The organism is Methylocella tundrae (assembly GCF_038024855.1).
Lineage (GTDB): Bacteria > Pseudomonadota > Alphaproteobacteria > Rhizobiales > Beijerinckiaceae > Methylocapsa > Methylocapsa tundrae.
Genome location: NZ_CP139089.1, coordinates 320396 through 336694, shown reverse-complemented (window position 1 = coordinate 336694; position 16299 = coordinate 320396). Strand labels below are relative to the sequence as shown.

The following is a 16299-nucleotide window of genomic DNA, read 5'->3' as shown; positions in this document are numbered from 1 at the left end:
TCCCTCTATGATTGCGGCGAACTCAGCCTTTGTCGCAGCGCAAAACAGGCGATAAAACGGCGCCAAACCGGTCAACCGTGGGCTTGCCTTATTTCGGCCGCTGAATTTTCCTGTTATGACATTGAGGCACGCGTGGTAACCGGAAGCAAAATCTGCCGCCGGCTCCTAAAAATCCAACGTTGAAAGCTGTGGCGGTCGAGCTGACGGTAAGTTCAGTGATGATCTTCTAGGCAATAGCCTGTATCGGTGCTATCTGGAGTCTTCCCGATGCTGTCTCGGCGGTTCGTGCAAGTCCTGTCTGGCGCTGGAAAATTCGGTCCGGCGCGGGATTTGGACGAATATCGCGCTGACGCAATCATCAAATCGAGTGACTGAGACTACTGCATTTCCGGTAGTTCACGCGAAGTTCCTTGCGCGCTCACTTTCGAAGTTAGGACCATTCATGCCTATGATTGCCCTGGTCGATGATGACCGCAATATTCTCACCTCCGTTTCGATCGCTCTCGAGGGCGAAGGCTATCGGGTGCAGACATATACGGACGGCTCGACCGCGCTTGACGGCCTCAAGAGCGATCCGCCGGATCTCGCCATTTTCGACATCAAAATGCCGCGTATGGACGGGATGGAGCTGCTGCGCAGGTTGCGGCAGAAATCCGATCTGCCGGTGATTTTCCTCACCTCCAAGGATGAGGAGATCGATGAATTGTTCGGCCTCAAGATGGGCGCCGACGATTTCATCCGCAAACCATTTTCGCAGCGCCTCCTCGTCGAGCGGGTGAAGGCGATTCTGCGCCGGGCCAATCCCAAGGACGCCGCGTCGCAGAAGGAAGCCGATGCGAAAATTCTTGAGCGCGGCCTTTTGAAAATGGATCCGGAGCGCCACGCCTGCACCTGGAAAGACGATGCGGTGACGCTCACCGTCACCGAGTTCTTGATCCTGCAGGCGCTTGCGACGCGGCCGGGCGTGGTCAAAAGCCGCAACGCCCTGATGGACGCCGCCTATGACGATCAGGTCTATGTCGACGATCGCACGATCGACAGCCACATCAAGCGTCTGCGCAAGAAATTCAAGGCTGTGGACGATGAGTTCGAGATGATCGAAACGCTGTACGGCGTCGGCTATCGCTTCAAAGAGTAGCGGTGCGCATTTCTTGATCCGCTTCGCTTGGGGGAAGAGGAAGCGATGAGCCTCGAGGCGCAACAGGACTTAAACTTCGAGCGAACGCGCGTCGCCGCGCAGCGCGCCAAGCGCATGCGCCGCAGCTTTTCCGCGCGGCTGCGCGGGCTGCTGCGCAGCTTGAGCTCGCGTTTTTCCTCGTCGCTGACGCGTCGCATCGTCGTCCTCAATCTCGGCGGCCTCGTCGCCCTGCTCGTGGGATTTCTCTATCTCAACCAGTTTCGCGAGGGCCTCATCGACGCCCGCGTGCAGAGCTTGCAGACGCAGGCCGAAATCATCGCGGCGGCGGTCGCGGCCTCGGCGACGGTCGATACCGATTCGATCACGATCGACCCGGAAAAGCTTCTCCAGCTGGCGCCGGGAGAAAGCTACGGGCTCGCCGACGACAGCACGCCTTCTCTCCAATTTTCGATCAATCCCGAACGCGTCGGGCCCGTGCTGCGCCGCCTCGCCTCGCCAACGCGAACGCGCGCGCGCATCTATGATCGGGACGGCTATCTGCTGCTCGATTCGCGCTCGCTGACCAGCCGCTCGAATATTCTTCGCTTTGATCTGCCGCCTGCCTCCCCTGGCGACAAAATTTCGCTCATCGAGCGGCTGTGGAGCAAACTGACCAGCATGCTCTGGCGCTCCGACCTGCCGCTCTACGAAGAAAACGGCGTCGACAACGGCAGGAACTATCCCGAAGTCATTCACGCCCTCGGCGGCGGCGTCCAGTCGATCGTCCGGGTCAATGTCAAGGGCGAGACGATCGTCTCCATCGCCGCGCCCATCCAGCGCTTTCGCGTGGTGCGCGGCGCGCTCCTGTTGTCGACGGAAGGCGGCGACATCGACAAGATCATCGCCTCCGAGCGCTGGGCGATCGTGCGCGTCTTCCTCGTCTCAGTGATCATCATGTTTCTCCTTTCGCTGTTCATCGCCGGCACCATCGCGGAGCCGATCCGGCATCTTGCCGAAGCGGCGGAACGGGTCAGGCGCGGCACGAAATTGCGCCGGGAAATCCCGGATTTCACCGATCGCTCGGATGAAATCGGCCATCTGTCCGGCGCCCTGCGCGACATGACCAAAGCGCTTTACAACCGCATCGACGCGATCGAAAGTTTTGCCGCCGATGTCGCGCATGAACTGAAAAATCCGTTGACATCCCTGCGCAGCGCCGTCGAAACCTTGCCGAACGCGAAGAAGCCTGAGTCCCAGCAGCGTCTGCTCGCCGTGATCGAGCACGACGTCCGGCGCCTCGATCGGCTGATCAGCGACATATCCGACGCCTCGCGCCTCGACGCGGAGCTAGCCCGCGCCGACATGGACCAGGTCGATCTCGAACTGATCCTCAAAACGGTCACAGCGATCAGCAACGAGATCAAAGCCGAACCGTCCGTCCAGGTCAGCCTGACGATCGCGCGTCTATATCATGACGGGAACCATAGGCTGGAGTTCAGCGTGCTCGGCCATGATTCGCGGCTTGGTCAGGTCTTCAACAATCTGATCGACAATGCGCGCTCCTTTTCGAACCCGGGCGGATGGGTGCGCGTTCACATGCGCCCGGCCAAGGATTGCACGGACGATGGCTATTGGCGCGACGGATTTGAGATCACCGTCGATGATGATGGTCCAGGCATTCCGGCCGACGCCTTCGACCGCATTTTTGATCGATTCTACACTGACCGGCCCAATCAGGGATTTGGCCAGAACTCGGGGCTTGGCCTATCGATCTCCCGTCAGATCATCGAAGCGCATGGCGGCCGGATCTCCGCGCGCAACCGGCTTGGCGCGATGACCGAAGATGAAGAAGCGCCCGTGCTCGGCGCACGCCTGACGATCTGGCTGCCGAAAGGCTGACCCCAGAGGTCTCTTCTCGAGCGCGCGGAAACGCGAAAGACTCATGCCGCAACTCGATGTGCATGCAAGCGCGGTGGCGATCAGGGAGGCCGGCGTTCTCATTCGCGGGCCCTCCGGGTCCGGCAAGAGCCGGCTAGCTCTTGCCCTAATCGCGGGCGCGCGCGGCGCCGGCGCCTTTTCCCGCCTCATCGGGGATGACAGAATAGCGCTTGAAGCGCGCCACGGACGCCTGATCGCCCGCGGCCATCCAAAAATCCGCGGCCAGATCGAACAGCGCGGCGCCGGCATCTTGCGCCTGCCCTACATAGACGCAGCAGTCATCCGGGTCGTCGCCGACCTTGCACCCGCCGATGAAGCAGCGCGCTATCCAGAGCCGGCGAGCGAGGACGCGGAAGCCTGCCCGCTAAACTGCGAAGATTGGGATTTCCGAGGTCTGGGCTCCGTCAATGTCGGCGGCCTCTGGCTACCCTCTCTCGTGCTGCCGGCCTGCGTCGGGGCGAGCGACCTCGCTCTGGTGATCTTGCAGCGTTTTCGCTTCGGCTGCGAGTCTGGCTCCGGTCCGAGGCAAGGCGGCGGTGAAACAATGATGACATAGCTGGAAAGAAAATTTCCGAAATCAGACGCTTCATGATTCATTTCACTTGCCAAGACGGCCGCAACGCACAAAATGAGCGCCGCTTACGCGTCTGCAAGAGGTCACGTCTCCGCAAAGATCGTCCGCGCCGCGGTGGCGCTGGAGGAAACCGCTGGAAATCAGGTCATTTAAGCTGGGTCTTGTCATTTCGGATCTTGTCCATTCGAGACTTTTGCCGCATCGGGTTTTCCACAAGAGGCATTTCTGCTGTGAACCTTCCAAAAGCGCGCGGGTCCCACCTTTGACGAATGTTTGTCCTTTCCGCGCTGATCACCGACGGAGTTCCTGAATGCGCAGGCGCATCCGATGATTGGGATGGTTCTCGTCACCCACGGCCACCTCGCCACGGCTTTTCGTGCGGCCCTGGAGCATGTCGTTGGTCCTCAAAAGCAGATCGAAACAATTTCGATCGGTCCCGATGATGATATCGAACAGCGACGCAAGGACATCGTCGCCGCGGTGGAACATGTCGATAGCGGTTTTGGCGTCGTCGTCCTGACGGATATGTTCGGCGGAACGCCGTCGAACCTTGCAATCTCGGTGATGAATGGATCGCAGGTCGAGGTCGTCGCCGGGATCAATCTCCCCATGCTGATCAAGCTCGCTTCCGTCCGCGACACGTCGAGCCTCGAACAGGCCGTCATTCAGGCGCAGGATGCGGGCCGCAAATACATCTATGTCGCCAGCCGCGTGCTGAGTGGGAAATGATGCATAACGAGCGCGACCCTGCCGATTGGGAGGACTGTCCCGCGTGTCAAGCGCCGGATGGAGCGCTTGTGCGCAACCTCACGATCGTCAACCGCAAAGGATTGCACGCACGGGCGACAGCGAAATTCGTGCGCTGCGTCGATGGCTTTAAGGCCGACGTCATGGTCGGACGCTGCGGAGAGATGGTCGGGGGGACCTCGATCATGGGCATTTTGACCCTCGGCGCGGGACTTGGCATGACGATCACGGTGACCGCGACCGGCGCCGAAGCGCAAAAGGCGCTTGACGCCATCGAGGCGCTTGTGGCCGACCGCTTCGGCGAGGACGAATGAGCGCGAAGGGGCTCCCGTCGCGAGGAAGCTTCTTCATCGCGACCGTCACCTTTGCATGAAGCGACGCTCCTGAAAGCCGGCCGCCATTGCGGCATCGGCGCAGGATGACCATATAAATTAGGATCATGGACGGTCGAAGCTGTCGGGGCTGGCGCCTCGCAGGGATTCCTCGGCGCCGGACTTTCCATGATTTCGCATTTTCCTGTCGCCGAAGGCGGACTCCGCAGCTGAGAGGATGCTCTTTGCGAAAGCGTCTTACGCACGGCGCGAGAAAACAGTATCAGTCGGGCTGAAAATCCTTGATTGCTTTCTGGAATGATTGGATGAGGAGGCGTTCATGCCTACGCCCGCGCTAGACGCGCCGGCCTTTGCGCCGCAGGCTGCCGAGCAGGAAAAGCGCGACGTTTGGCTTTCCATTCGCCGCGGCTTGGCGGGGCATTGTCCGGCCTGCGGAAAAGGCAGGATTTTCGGGCGCTATCTCAAGGTCAACGCCGTTTGCCCGCATTGCGGCGAGGAGCTGCATCACCACCGCGCCGACGACGCTCCGCCTTATGCGACGATCTTTATCGTCGGCCACATCATCGGCACCCTGATGCTGCTGACAGAGGAATTCTGGCCGGACGCGCCGATTTGGCTGCACGCGATGATATGGCCAACGCTGACCGCCATGCTTTCGCTCTGGTTCCTGCCGCGCGTCAAGGGCGGCTTGATCGCGCATCAATGGGCTTTGCGCATGCACGGGTTCGAAACGGCCGCGTCGCCGCGCCCGCCGAAGCCGGCCGCCTAAATCCCAACTCACTGGATATTGCTGTGCTCAACCGGCCTGAACGCCCTGACAAGGGCGGCGGCGTAGCCTCCGCCCAGGGTCCCTTTGGCGCCATCGCCTGCGCGATCGCAACCGTCTCGATCGTCGGCGTCGGCCTCTCGCTGACGATGACGCTGATCGCCGTCCGCCTCGGCGAGCAGGGGTATTCCGCGCGCGCGATCGGATTCAATACGGCGGTCGCCGGCTTTGCGACTTTGATCAGCGCGGGATTCATTCCAGATCTCGCGCGGCGCATCGGCCTTCAGCGATTGCTCTTCGCCGCCCTGCTCCTTTGCGCGCTATGCCTCGCGGCCATGGCGGCCACGGATAATTACTGGGCCTGGCTTGCCCTGCGGGGAATATTCGGCGTCGGCCTCACCGTCCTTTTCGTTCTGAGCGAATATTGGATCAACGCCATCGCCCCGCCGCATCGGCGCGGCTCGGTCCTTGGATTTTACGCCGCGAGCGTCGCGCTCGGCTTTGCCGCCGGCCCTCTCATCCTCGCCGCCGTCGGGACGGCCGGGCCGGCCGCGTTCATTGTCGCGATCGGGCTTTTCACGGCGGCCGCTTTCCCGATCATTCTGGGCAGCGCGGCGGCCCCGGAGCTTACAAGGCAATCCTCTCTGCCGATCCTCAGCTTCCTGCTCGTCGCCCCGGTGGCCACCCTCGCCGGCCTCCTGCACGGCGCCATCGAGACGTCGAGCATGGGATTGCTTCCCGTTTACGCGCTGCGCTCCGGCCTCAGCCCCGAGACCGGCGCCTCATTCGTCACCCTGTTCGCGCTCGGCAGCGTCGCCTTCCAGTTTCCTGTCGGCTATTTGGCGGACCTCATGGAACGTGGAAGGCTGCTGGTCCTCATTGCGCTCATCAGCGTTCTGGGGGCTGTTGTTCTGGCGTTTTCGCCACCCGGGAGTTCGACCGGATTTGGCGCTCTGCTGCTCGTCTGGGGCGGCGTCGTCGGCAGTTTTTACGCCGTCGCGCTCGGCTATCTCGGCTCGCGTTACAAGGGCTCGGAGCTCGCCAGCGCCAACGCGGCCTTCGTTATGCTGTACTCCGCGGGAATGCTGGGCGGACCGCCGGTCATGGGGGTCGGCATGGATGCGCTGGGCCCGCGCGGATTCTTCCTCAGCATAGCCGCGCTGCTCATCGTCTATGTCGTCATCGTTGGGCTGGCGCGCGCCAACGCCTCGAAAGCGCATTCTTGACAAGTGGGCCGCGATCCTTATGGTCGCAACTTTCAGAAATCTTCGCCCCCTAAGCCTTTGGCTTGGGCCTGGGGCGTAGCGCCGCATCCGGAGCATGATCGTTCAGCATTGAATCATCATGTTTCTTTAACGTCTCGTTTCAACGTGTGACAGCATCCGAAAAGTCTGCGACTTTTCGGCGTCACGCCCTAAAGGACTGCTTCGATGGCCAAGGCCGCAATGCTCAAGATCAAGCTCCTGTCCACGGCGGACACGGGCTATTTCTACGTCACTAAAAAGAACGCGCGGACGAAGACCGAGAAGCTGACGTTCAAGAAATATGATCCCGTCGTGCGCAAGCACGTTGAGTTCAAGGAAACCAAGATCAAGTAGCCTCTGACAGTTCCGCGACGCGTTGGGGCGCGCCCGTGTGGCTGGCCGCGCGGCGGATGGAAAAGGCGGGAATGTCTCTGATTTTCAGAAAATCGGAGACATTTTTATTGGGCCCAGTCGGCGCGCTTGGCGAGTTCGGCGAGATAGGCGGATCGCGCTTCCGGCAGGCCGAGGCCGCGCGGCCCGAAAACATCGCGAATAAGAAAAAATTCGGTGAGCCTGAAGCCGTCGCGAATATCGCCGGGGCTCGGGCCGTTTGCTTCGTACGGATCGCCGCCCTGGCGCAAAAAGGGCGGCAGTGGCAGGAGCCGGCCGCGATAGGGCTCCCCCGCTCCCGATGAGACCGCCCGGCCCGATTTCGGCGACACATAGACGAGATCACGCGTGTCGCCCGTCGCCGCGCAGCGGGAAAGGTCGAGCCCGAACCCGGTCTCGGTCAGAATATCGACTTCGAGCCGCACGATCAGAGCTGGAAGCTCCTCGTCATCGATATGATCGGCGATGAACGTCGCCGCGTCATAAAGGTCTGGATGGGGGTCGCGCTCGGCCAGCAGCCGTAGCAGGGCCCCGATAAGGCCGATGGCGTGCAGCGCCTCCGCGCTCGCCATCAGGCGTGCTGTGCGCAACCGTGTCGGCTCAACGGCGAAGAAGCCTAAATGCTCGTCGAGCCGGGCGCGCCAGACGAGGTCTGCGCTATTGCCTGGCTGCAGAAAGGCTTGCATTTTCCGGGATCTACCGCCCTTGACGAGACCAAGATGGCGGCCATGCGCGCGCGTCATCGCCTCGACGATAACGCTCGTCTCGCCATATTTCTTCAACCCGATGATGAGGCTCTCATCACGCCATTCCATAGCGGCGAGTCTCTCGGCGTCCGGCCGCCACCCTCGTCAAGGCCAGCGTCATCAAGGAATGAGCACCATCGCGCCGGTCGTCTCGCGCGCTTCGAGGGCGCGGTGCACACTGGCGACATCGTCCAGCGGATAGGTTCCGTGCAAGGGTATCGTGACATCGCCGTTTTTGACGACGCGCAGCAGATCGCGCGCCATCTTGACGAGATCCTCGCGTTTTGCGGCATAAGTATTGAGCGAAGGCCGCGTTGCGAACAGCGAACCTTTGGCGGCCAGCAGTCCGATGTCGAAGGCCTCGATCGGACCTGAGGCCGAGCCGAAGCTAACGAACATGCCAAGCGGCTTCAGGCAATCAAGCGAGGCGGGGAAGGTCGCTTTTCCGACGCCGTCATAGACAACGTCGCACAGAGCGCCTTTCGTGATCTCCTTGACCCGCGCGGCAAAATCCTCCTCCCGGTAGAGGATCACATGTCTCGCTCCGGCTTTTTTGGCGAGCTTCGCCTTCTCGCGCGTGCCGACAGCGCCGATGACATGGGCGCCAAGCGCCCTCGCCCATTGGCAAAGGATGAGGCCGACGCCGCCCGCCGCGGCATGGACGAGGATCGTGTCACCCGCCTTCACCTTGAACGTCCGCCGCACCAGATACTGCGCCGTGAGCCCTTTCAGCAGCATCGCCGCCGCGACGTCGTAAGGAAAGCCTTTCGGCAATTTGATCAAGCGATCCTCGTTGACGATACGCGCCTCGGCATAGCCGCCGAGAGTCGCAAGGGAGGCAACCCGATCGCCGACCTTGACGCTTTTGACCCCTTTGCCGACTTCGATCACTTCGCCGGCCGATTCATTGCCCGGAGTAAAAGGGAGCGGCGCGGGATAATCGCCCTTACGGAAATAGACATCGATAAAATTGACGCCAATGGCGTGATTGCGAATGAGGACCTCGCCGCGCCCCGGCGGCGGCAGCTCGATCTCCTCGACGCGCATCGCCTCCGGGCCGCCAGTCTCGTGAACGCGAACAGCCTTGACCATGAACGCGCCTCCCATTTCTTGTCCAGCGTCCCTTTTGTGAAACCGGCAAGCCGGCGTCTTGCCGCCCATTCTTACCTTTTTCCCGGCGCACGAAACCGCCGTTATCTCCCGGCCCCGCCATCCTCCGCGACCATCGCGGCGATCTCAGCCTCGCATACGAGAACGCTATCGACGAAAGCCTTGCCCGAATACCACCACATATTGCGTCGGTTATTGGTTTTGGTCATGTGAAACTCGACGCGATCGCCCGGCAGCACAGGCTTGCGGAACTTCGCCTTGTCTATGCTCATGAAATAAACGAGCGGCGGGACCGCGCGGTCCCGGGTGTGGGCCTGGATGCACAGCGCGCCAGCCGTTTGCGCCATTCCCTCGATCAAAAGCACGCCTGGCATGACGGGGCGGCCGGGAAAATGCCCCTGAAATTGCGGCTCGTTGATGCTGACATTCTTGACGCCGATGCCGAAGGCATCGCCTCTCGCCTCGACGATCCGGTCGACCAGCAGAAACGGATAACGATGCGGCAGATATTTCAACAGCTGCAGAATATCAAATGATTCAAGTGTCGCCTCCGGCTCATTCATCTTGACGCTTTTGCCCTCATTTCTTGTGTGCGACGCTACTTTTCCGTGACATCTCCTTTGAGCATCTTCAGGCAAAGGGGATCAAGGTCGAAACGAAGAAAAACCAGCCTAGGCCTCGCCAGACGTCAATTTTTTCCGCGCGTCAATCGCTCGACGATCGCGAGGGCGCGCAGCCAACGGCGCAACGGCCGCGCGGGGGCGCCGGCGTAATGGGCTCCAGCCGGAACATCCGCCCCGACTCCCGATTGTGCGGAAATACGCACGCCGGACCCTATTCGCAGACCTTCCCCGACGCCGGACTGCGCTTCCACGCAGACGAAATCGCCGATGTGCGCCGAAGCGCCAATCATCACCTGCGGCGAAATCCAGCATTTGCGTCCAATCGAGACATCCGGACCAACTTGGGCGAGATTGCCGATTTTGGACGCTTCACCGATCACTGTATCGCGGGCGAAGCCTCGATCGATCGTCGCATTGGCTCCGATTTCGACGTCATCTTGAATGATGACGCGGCCGATCTGGGGCATTGCAAGCGCGTCTGAATGCATGAGACCAATCTCGCTGCGCCGTGACCCCGCTTGGCCTATGCGCGTGCCCGCATGCAGATGGACCCGATTGCCGACCAGCGCATTGGTCAGCGTCGCCTGCCCTCCGATCGAACAGTCCCGGCCGACGCGCACGCCAGCTCCGATAACGCTATTGGCCGCGATGATCGAACCGGAGCCGATCTCGGCGCGAGGCCCGATGACGACCCCCGGATCAATGATGACCCCAGGCTCAAGACGCGCCTCCGGATGGACGGACGCGCCAGGATTGACCCCGGTCGCGGCGAACAAGGAGACCGGCCGGAGCGCCGAAGGAAACATCCGCGCGAGGGCAAGCGCAAAGGCGTGCTCCGGGCGCTCCGTCACCAGCGCCACCGTCGGGGCCGGGACGCGACCCGCGAAACGATCCGTCACGAAGCATGCCGTGGCGTTGGTTTCCTGAAGAAGATCGAGACGCCCTGGATGCGCGAAATAGGTCAGATCGCCGGATTCAGCTTCATCGAAAGGCGCCGCCCCATGGACCAAGAGCGTCAAATCACTGCCATCGGCGACCGCCGCTCCAGTGAGGGCGATGATGTCAGCGAGCGAGAGCTGCATGGCTCTCAAGAAGAAAAGTGGATCACTCATTCAGCGCCCGCGCGGAGGCGAAAATGCAAATCAGACGACCGCGTCCGGAATGGTTCATCCGAAACGTCCCGCGCGTTTCAAACAAGGCCAGCTATCGGCTCTCGTCAAAGGAATGCGGACCACACAGTGAGATCGTCACGCATTTCGAATCCATGGGATCCGGCAACGCATCGACGCCGCATCGCCATGACGAACACACCAGCTCTTTTCGCGAAAGAGAGGCTAAAATTACTCGCCAGGGGACCGCGGCCCCGCTCAGATCGCCGGCTTAAGCCAGGCATACGGGCGCCAATGGCCGTGGCGCCCGGATTCGTGGCTCAAAAGCTCGTGCCACCAGTGAACCGGAAGAACTGGGTCTGGTCAGCATTGCTTTTGGTCACGGCCTTCGCGAAGTCAAACCGGATCGGACCCAAGGGCGACTGCCAGATAAGCGAAGCGCCAAGCGATGAGCGAATGGTCATGGCGGCCCCGCCCAGGACAATGCAGTTGCTCTGGGTATAGAGCGGAGGCATATCATTCAGCGTACAAGTGCCATTCGGGCTGAAATTCGTTTTGCCAGTGAAGCCCCAGAGGCTGCCGGCATCCGCGAATAGCGCGCCTTTAAGGCCAATATCCCGTGGCATATAGGGGATCGGGAATTGCACTTCGGCGCTGCCGCCGAAATAGCTGGTTCCGCCAAGCGCATTACCCTGAGAGTAGTAATAGCCGCTTGACACGTCGCGAGGACCGAGGCCGTTCGGAGCGAAACCGCGCACAAGGCTCGGACCAAGATTGAAATTATCGACGATCCGGAGCGGATTGCCGCCAAAGCCGAAGATCTCGCCGCCCTGCACGTGAATGACGCCGACTATCTGATCCATGATCTCGTGGTAGTAGCGAATGTCGCCGGTCGTGCGCACGAACTGGGATTGACCGCCGGCGCCGGCGATGTCCTGCCGCAGTTCCGCCAGGATGCCGCCCGTCGGATTTTTGTTGTTGTCCAGCGTATTGTACGAAAGCGAATAGCCAAACATGGATGTCAGCGTGTTGCCCTGCGCCTCTTTGAGCGCCAGCGAAGCTTCGCCATTGTTCAGGCAGCTATTGTAATAGTTCGGAACCGTCCAGTTGTAGCCTGGTGTCGTTCCCCAGAGAGGGTAAGTACAATCGTTGTAGGGGAACTGCGCTGAGTTCGGGATCGAGATATTCGTATTATAGATCGAGTAACGGGGCGAGAAGGTGAGCTCGTCGGTGATAGGGAGGCCGAAGCGCACCGTGCCGCCAGTGACGAAATTCGTATAATAGGAATACTGATTGACGCTCGATTGCTTCGCATAGAGATCGAAGCCCGCGGCGAGACGGTTACCTAGGAAATACGGCTCGGTAAAGTTGAGTTCGACGCCGCGCGCATATTGTCCCTCGGAGACCGAGAGGCGCACATATTGCCCGCGTCCCATGAAATTGGTTTCCGTCACGGCGACTTCGGCGATGAAGCCGTCCGAAGTCGAGTAGCCGCCGGACACCGACAGCGAGCCGGTCGGCTGATCTTCGACGTCGACGACGACGATGACGCGATCCGGCGCGGAGCCCTGCTCGTTGGTGATCTTCACCTTCTTGAAGTAGCCGAGATTGTTGAGGCGCCGCTCCGCGCGCTCGATGAGCACACGATTATAGGCGTCGCCTTCGCCGAGCTCGAACTCGCGCCTGATGACATAATCGCGCGTTCTCGTGTTGCCGCGGATGACGATGCGCTCGATGTAGACGCGCGGACCTTCCTCGACGACAAAAACGATGGCGACGGTGCGCGTCGCAGGATCACGATCGCCGCGCGGCCGCACCTGCGAGAAGGCGTAACCGTGGGTGGTGACTTCCTTGGTCAGTGCGTCCGTGGTCTTTTCGACGAGATCGCCGTTGTAGGTCTGCCCCGCAGAGAAGCGCACAAGCGGCCGCAATGTCGCCGCGTCGAGCGTTGGCAGGTGGGACTCAACGTCGACGGATCCAACCGTATATTGAGGACCCTCCTCGACGGTGATGGTGATGATGTAGCCGCCAGCTTCCGGATTATATTGCGCGTCCGAACCGATCACGCGAAAATCGGCGTAGCCATTTTTCAGATAGAACCGACGGATCAGCTCGAGGTCAGACGCGATCTTGTCCGGGTCGTAGACGTCGGACGTCTTGAAGAAGGACATAAAGTTCATTTCCGTCGTCTGCATGAGATCACGCAGCTTGTCGGAAGAATAAACATGATTGCCGACGAAATTGATGGTCTTGATGCCAGTCTTCTCGCCCTCGTCGACGGTGAACACCACATCCATCGTGCCATTTGGCAAATCCACGGTGCGGGCTGTCACCTTCGCCGCGGCGCGGCCAGACCGGCGATAGGCGTCCTTGATCCGCTCGATGTCGGCGTCGACCGTCGCCTGACTGTAAGGCCCACGCGACTTGGACTGAATTTCAGACGCCAGCGTTTCTGTCTTGACCTTGCTGTTTCCCTCGAAGGCGACGCGATTGATGACGTTATTTTCCGTCACTGCAATGACGACGCGGCCGCCTTCATGGAGGACGCGGACATTAGAGAACAAGCCAGTGGCGTAAAGAGCTTTCACGCCCTTGTTGATCGCATCCTGATCGGAGCCGCTGAAATAGGATTGGATCGTCTCGGTGTCGATGCGCTTGTTGCCCTGCACCGAAACGCCCGCGGCGGCGGCCGGCAGCGCGCCGATCAGCCACGCAAGGGCGAGCACGGTGACAAAAAGCCGGTTCATTTGACGACGCACAGACAGCATTAAGACCGGTCTCCACCACGCGCGCTCCCGCCGACTGCCGCCCGAACGCCAGAGTTTGATGCAACTGGCTTTAGGGCGTGGCAGACGCCGACTCGCAAACCCTCAGCTCTGCTTCTACAAGCTTTGCCCCTCGCTGCAAATCAAGATTCACCCGAACGCGGCGTTTTGGACAAGGCGTGGCGATCAAGACACGCTTTGCGGTGAGTAGAAGGTTAACCGTTAAAGTTAATGCTTTGCATCAATGGAGCCGCGGCGCTCAGCCCCAGCGCATCAGCTGCCGTGTCAAGCGTAAAATGTCATTATAGGTCGCGAAGATCATCAACCCCGCGACCAGCGTAAGCCCGACCTTGAAGCCGAATTCCTGCGCTTTTTCGTTCAGCGCCCTGCCGCGCACAGCCTCGACCGCATAGTAGAAGAGATGTCCGCCGTCGAGGAGCGGGATCGGCATAAGGTTCAAAAGCCCGACCGAGATCGACAGGACGGCGGCAAGGTTCAAGAGAGCCGCGACGCCGATCTTGGCCATTTCGCCGGAAACCTCGGCGATACGGATTGGTCCCGATAGCTGATCGGCCGACTCGCGCCCCATCACCAGCCCGCCGAGATAGGAGCCGGTGCGCGCGACGACATACCAGGTTTCTCCGGTCGCGCGCATGAAGGATTCGCCAAGGCCATAACGCTGAAGGCGCCAATTTTCCGGCTTCGCGTGCGTCTCGACGCCAAGAACGCCGACCCGCGTCGTTCCGAAAGGCGTCGAAATATCGCGTCGGCGCGGAGTCGCAACGAGTTCAACCGTCTTGCCCCCGCGATCGACGTCGAAGGTCAGCGCCGTGTCGCTCGCCGTCTGGACGATGCGCTGCATGTCCTCAAAGCTTTCGATCTTCTTGCCATCGATCGAAACGATGAGGTCGCCCGGCAGGAATCCCGCCGCCTCGGCGGCGCTTCCCGCCGTCACGCTGTCGACCAGGGGCGCGAGCAAGGCGCGCCCATTGATGAAATAAATGCCGGTGAATATCACGATCGCCAAAATGAAGTTGGCGATCGGGCCGGCGGCGACGATGGCTGCGCGCTTCCATACGTTCTGCGCGAAAAAGCTGACCGCGCGATCCTCGGGGGACATCGCGGCCGCGGCGGCGCCATCGGTCATGGAGGCGCCATTCGCGTCGCCATGAAACTTGACATAGCCGCCAAGCGGCAAAGCGCCGATGCGCCAGCGCGTGCCGCGGCGGTCAGTGAAATGGAAAAGCTCCGGCCCGAAGCCCAGCGAAAAGGCGTCGACTTTCACGCCGCACCAGCGGCCGACGAGAAAATGCCCGAGCTCATGGAAGAAAACCACGAGGCTCAGGACGAAAATGAACGGCACGATATAGGCCGCGACCGACCAGAGATGGGCAAGGATCGTCATTTCAGCTCCCGGAGCATTTCAAGCGATGCGGCTTGGCGGCTCGCATAGAGAAGATGCAGTAAAACAACATGCTAGGGCGTTTTCTAAAATTCCTGAAATTGCAAAAACTTAATCAAGGCCGCGCGGCGCCCTCTGTGGTTTGATCCCGATGATCGCCGCGATCAGTTGACGGCGGCGCCCGCTCTGCCCGCGAAAGCAAAGCGCGCTCTCTCACGCGTCGCCTGATCGATGGCGAGCGCATCTTCGATCGATTCCGGCTCACGCGCGAGGCCGTCAGCCAGAGCCGAATTGCAAGCCTCCTCGACCATTCGGGCGATCTCATGGAAAGAAATCAGTCTTTTGAGAAAGGCCTCGACCGCGACCTCGTTGGCGGCATTCAAAACAGTGGGAAGTCCGCGGCCCATTCGCAAGGCGTCCAAAGCGACGCGCAAAGCCGGAAACCGCTCGAAATCCGGACGCTCGAATGTCAATTGGCCGACCGCCGCGAGATCGAGACGGCGCGCTTTCGTCGAAATGCGCTTCGGATGGGAGAGGCAATGAGCGATCGGCACCTTCATGTCGGGCGCGGCCAGCCCCGCCGTCACCGAGCCATCGGAAAAAGCGACAAGACCGTGCACCACGGACTGGGCGTGCACGAGAACGTCGAGCCGCGCGGCTTCGACGCCGAACAGATAATGCGCCTCGATGAGTTCAAGACCTTTGTTCATGAGCCCGGCGGAATCGATCGTGACCTTTGGTCCCATAGCCCAGTTCGGATGGTTCAGCGCCTGCTCGGGCGTCGCCCTGGCGATCTCGTCGGCCGTCCAGGTTCGAAACGGTCCGCCGGAGGCGGTCAGCGTGATCATCTCGATGGTGGCGAGATCGGCGTCGCCCATCGCCTGGAAAATCGCATTATGCTCGCTGTCGACCGGCAGCAGTCGCGTTCCCGACGCGGCGGCCTGGCGCATGAAGGCGTGCCCGGCGCAGACGAGGCACTCCTTGTTGGCGAGGGCGACGGTGCGCCCGGCGGCAAGCGCCGCGAAGGTCGGAGCCACTCCGGCCGTTCCGGCAATGGCGCCCATGACGATGTCGGCTGGATGCAAAGCCGCCTCGATCACGGCCTGCGGGCCGGCCGCCGCCTCGATCGAGGTTCCAGACAACGCTTCTTTGAGGTCAGCATAGCCGTCGGGGTCGGCGACCGCCGCGAATTTGGCGCCGAGTTCACGCGCGACCTGGGCGAGCGCCCTGCCGTCGCGCCCTCCGGCGACCGCCTCGACGGTAAAGGCGCCGTCAGCGCCCTTGATGATCTCGGCCGTCGATCGGCCGATCGACCCTGTTGCGCCAAGCACGACGATGCTGCGCGGTCGGGCGGCCTCGTCCACGGCCTGCCGCAGTTGAATGATGCGTTCCATGCAGCCCCATTGTCGCTTTTTTGAGGATAACCAAAGGCGTGC

General features: G+C 61.1%; 15 protein-coding genes. 8 read left to right on the top strand and 7 right to left on the bottom strand.

Features of this window, described 5'->3' with window-relative positions:
• The first annotated feature begins 442 nt into the window (after positions 1 to 442).
• The 8 genes from SIN04_RS03970 to rpmG all read left to right on the top strand — a co-directional run bounded on the left by SIN04_RS03970 (position 443) and on the right by rpmG (position 7072).
• A complete protein-coding gene (locus SIN04_RS03970) occupies positions 443 to 1138 on the top strand; it encodes a response regulator transcription factor (protein WP_134486331.1) in 696 nt (231 codons plus the stop codon).
• 45 nt (positions 1139 to 1183) lie between these two features.
• Complete coding sequence (locus SIN04_RS03965) at positions 1184 to 3016, top strand: stimulus-sensing domain-containing protein (protein ID WP_341264228.1); 1833 nt, start codon at positions 1184 to 1186, stop codon at positions 3014 to 3016.
• 43 nt (positions 3017 to 3059) lie between these two features.
• A complete protein-coding gene (locus tag SIN04_RS03960; RefSeq protein ID WP_134486329.1) occupies positions 3060 to 3611 on the top strand; it encodes an HPr kinase/phosphorylase in 552 nt (183 codons plus the stop codon).
• 345 nt (positions 3612 to 3956) lie between these two features.
• A complete protein-coding gene (locus SIN04_RS03955) occupies positions 3957 to 4358 on the top strand; it encodes a PTS sugar transporter subunit IIA (protein WP_134486327.1) in 402 nt (133 codons plus the stop codon).
• Positions 4355 to 4690, top strand: coding sequence for an HPr family phosphocarrier protein (locus SIN04_RS03950; RefSeq protein WP_134486325.1), 336 nt, complete (start codon positions 4355 to 4357; stop codon positions 4688 to 4690). The genes SIN04_RS03955 and SIN04_RS03950 overlap by 4 nt, the downstream gene beginning before the upstream one ends.
• Before the next feature lie 337 nt (positions 4691 to 5027).
• Entirely contained in the window at positions 5028 to 5477 is a 450-nt protein-coding gene (locus SIN04_RS03945) for a DUF983 domain-containing protein (protein WP_134486323.1), read from the top strand.
• Between the two features lie 23 nt (positions 5478 to 5500).
• Complete coding sequence (locus SIN04_RS03940) at positions 5501 to 6700, top strand: MFS transporter (RefSeq protein WP_244605658.1); 1200 nt, start codon at positions 5501 to 5503, stop codon at positions 6698 to 6700.
• Positions 6701 to 6904: 204 nt separating this feature from the next.
• On the top strand, positions 6905 to 7072 hold the full coding sequence (rpmG, locus tag SIN04_RS03935) for a 50S ribosomal protein L33 (protein ID WP_134486319.1): 168 nt from the start codon (positions 6905 to 6907) through the stop codon (positions 7070 to 7072).
• Positions 7073 to 7176: 104 nt separating this feature from the next.
• On the opposite strand, the gene recO is transcribed toward rpmG, so the two are convergent.
• The 7 genes from recO to dxr all read right to left on the bottom strand — a co-directional run bounded on the left by recO (position 7177) and on the right by dxr (position 16257).
• Positions 7177 to 7923, bottom strand: coding sequence for a DNA repair protein RecO (gene recO / locus SIN04_RS03930; protein ID WP_134486317.1), 747 nt, complete (start codon positions 7921 to 7923; stop codon positions 7177 to 7179).
• A 51-nt stretch (positions 7924 to 7974) separates the two neighbouring features.
• The gene (locus SIN04_RS03925; protein WP_134486315.1) at positions 7975 to 8946 is read right to left on the bottom strand and encodes a quinone oxidoreductase family protein; all 972 of its coding nucleotides are present in this window, start codon (positions 8944 to 8946) and stop codon (positions 7975 to 7977) included.
• 101 nt (positions 8947 to 9047) lie between these two features.
• Positions 9048 to 9527: a 3-hydroxyacyl-ACP dehydratase FabZ gene (fabZ, locus tag SIN04_RS03920; RefSeq protein ID WP_134486314.1), complete on the bottom strand. Its 480-nt coding sequence runs from the start codon at positions 9525 to 9527 to the stop codon at positions 9048 to 9050.
• Positions 9528 to 9652: 125 nt separating this feature from the next.
• On the bottom strand, positions 9653 to 10699 hold the full coding sequence (gene lpxD, locus SIN04_RS03915; RefSeq protein WP_341264227.1) for a UDP-3-O-(3-hydroxymyristoyl)glucosamine N-acyltransferase: 1047 nt from the start codon (positions 10697 to 10699) through the stop codon (positions 9653 to 9655).
• A gap of 317 nt (positions 10700 to 11016) precedes the next feature.
• Complete coding sequence (gene bamA, locus SIN04_RS03910; protein WP_244605657.1) at positions 11017 to 13443, bottom strand: outer membrane protein assembly factor BamA; 2427 nt, start codon at positions 13441 to 13443, stop codon at positions 11017 to 11019.
• Positions 13444 to 13720: 277 nt separating this feature from the next.
• A complete protein-coding gene (gene rseP / locus SIN04_RS03905) occupies positions 13721 to 14866 on the bottom strand; it encodes an RIP metalloprotease RseP (RefSeq protein ID WP_197731941.1) in 1146 nt (381 codons plus the stop codon).
• Positions 14867 to 15027: 161 nt separating this feature from the next.
• Complete coding sequence (gene dxr / locus SIN04_RS03900; protein ID WP_134486308.1) at positions 15028 to 16257, bottom strand: 1-deoxy-D-xylulose-5-phosphate reductoisomerase; 1230 nt, start codon at positions 16255 to 16257, stop codon at positions 15028 to 15030.
• Between the last annotated feature and the right edge of the window lie 42 nt (positions 16258 to 16299).

Bases quoted from the DNA above. Each gene is read 5' to 3' on its own strand.
- SIN04_RS03970 (WP_134486331.1), top strand. From the start codon at position 443: ATGCCTATGATTGCCCTGGTCGATGATGACCGCAATATTCTCACCTCC.
- SIN04_RS03965 (WP_341264228.1), top strand. From the start codon at position 1,184: ATGAGCCTCGAGGCGCAACAGGACTTAAACTTCGAGCGAACGCGCGTC.
- SIN04_RS03960 (WP_134486329.1), top strand. From the start codon at position 3,060: ATGCCGCAACTCGATGTGCATGCAAGCGCGGTGGCGATCAGGGAGGCC.
- SIN04_RS03955 (WP_134486327.1), top strand. From the start codon at position 3,957: ATGATTGGGATGGTTCTCGTCACCCACGGCCACCTCGCCACGGCTTTT.
- SIN04_RS03950 (WP_134486325.1), top strand. From the start codon at position 4,355: ATGATGCATAACGAGCGCGACCCTGCCGATTGGGAGGACTGTCCCGCG.
- SIN04_RS03945 (WP_134486323.1), top strand. From the start codon at position 5,028: ATGCCTACGCCCGCGCTAGACGCGCCGGCCTTTGCGCCGCAGGCTGCC.
- rpmG (WP_134486319.1), top strand. From the start codon at position 6,905: ATGGCCAAGGCCGCAATGCTCAAGATCAAGCTCCTGTCCACGGCGGAC.
- recO (WP_134486317.1), bottom strand. From the start codon at position 7,923: ATGGAATGGCGTGATGAGAGCCTCATCATCGGGTTGAAGAAATATGGC.
- SIN04_RS03925 (WP_134486315.1), bottom strand. From the start codon at position 8,946: ATGGTCAAGGCTGTTCGCGTTCACGAGACTGGCGGCCCGGAGGCGATG.
- fabZ (WP_134486314.1), bottom strand. From the start codon at position 9,527: ATGAATGAGCCGGAGGCGACACTTGAATCATTTGATATTCTGCAGCTG.
- lpxD (WP_341264227.1), bottom strand. From the start codon at position 10,699: ATGAGTGATCCACTTTTCTTCTTGAGAGCCATGCAGCTCTCGCTCGCT.
- bamA (WP_244605657.1), bottom strand. From the start codon at position 13,443: ATGAACCGGCTTTTTGTCACCGTGCTCGCCCTTGCGTGGCTGATCGGC.
- rseP (WP_197731941.1), bottom strand. From the start codon at position 14,866: ATGACGATCCTTGCCCATCTCTGGTCGGTCGCGGCCTATATCGTGCCG.
- dxr (WP_134486308.1), bottom strand. From the start codon at position 16,257: ATGGAACGCATCATTCAACTGCGGCAGGCCGTGGACGAGGCCGCCCGA.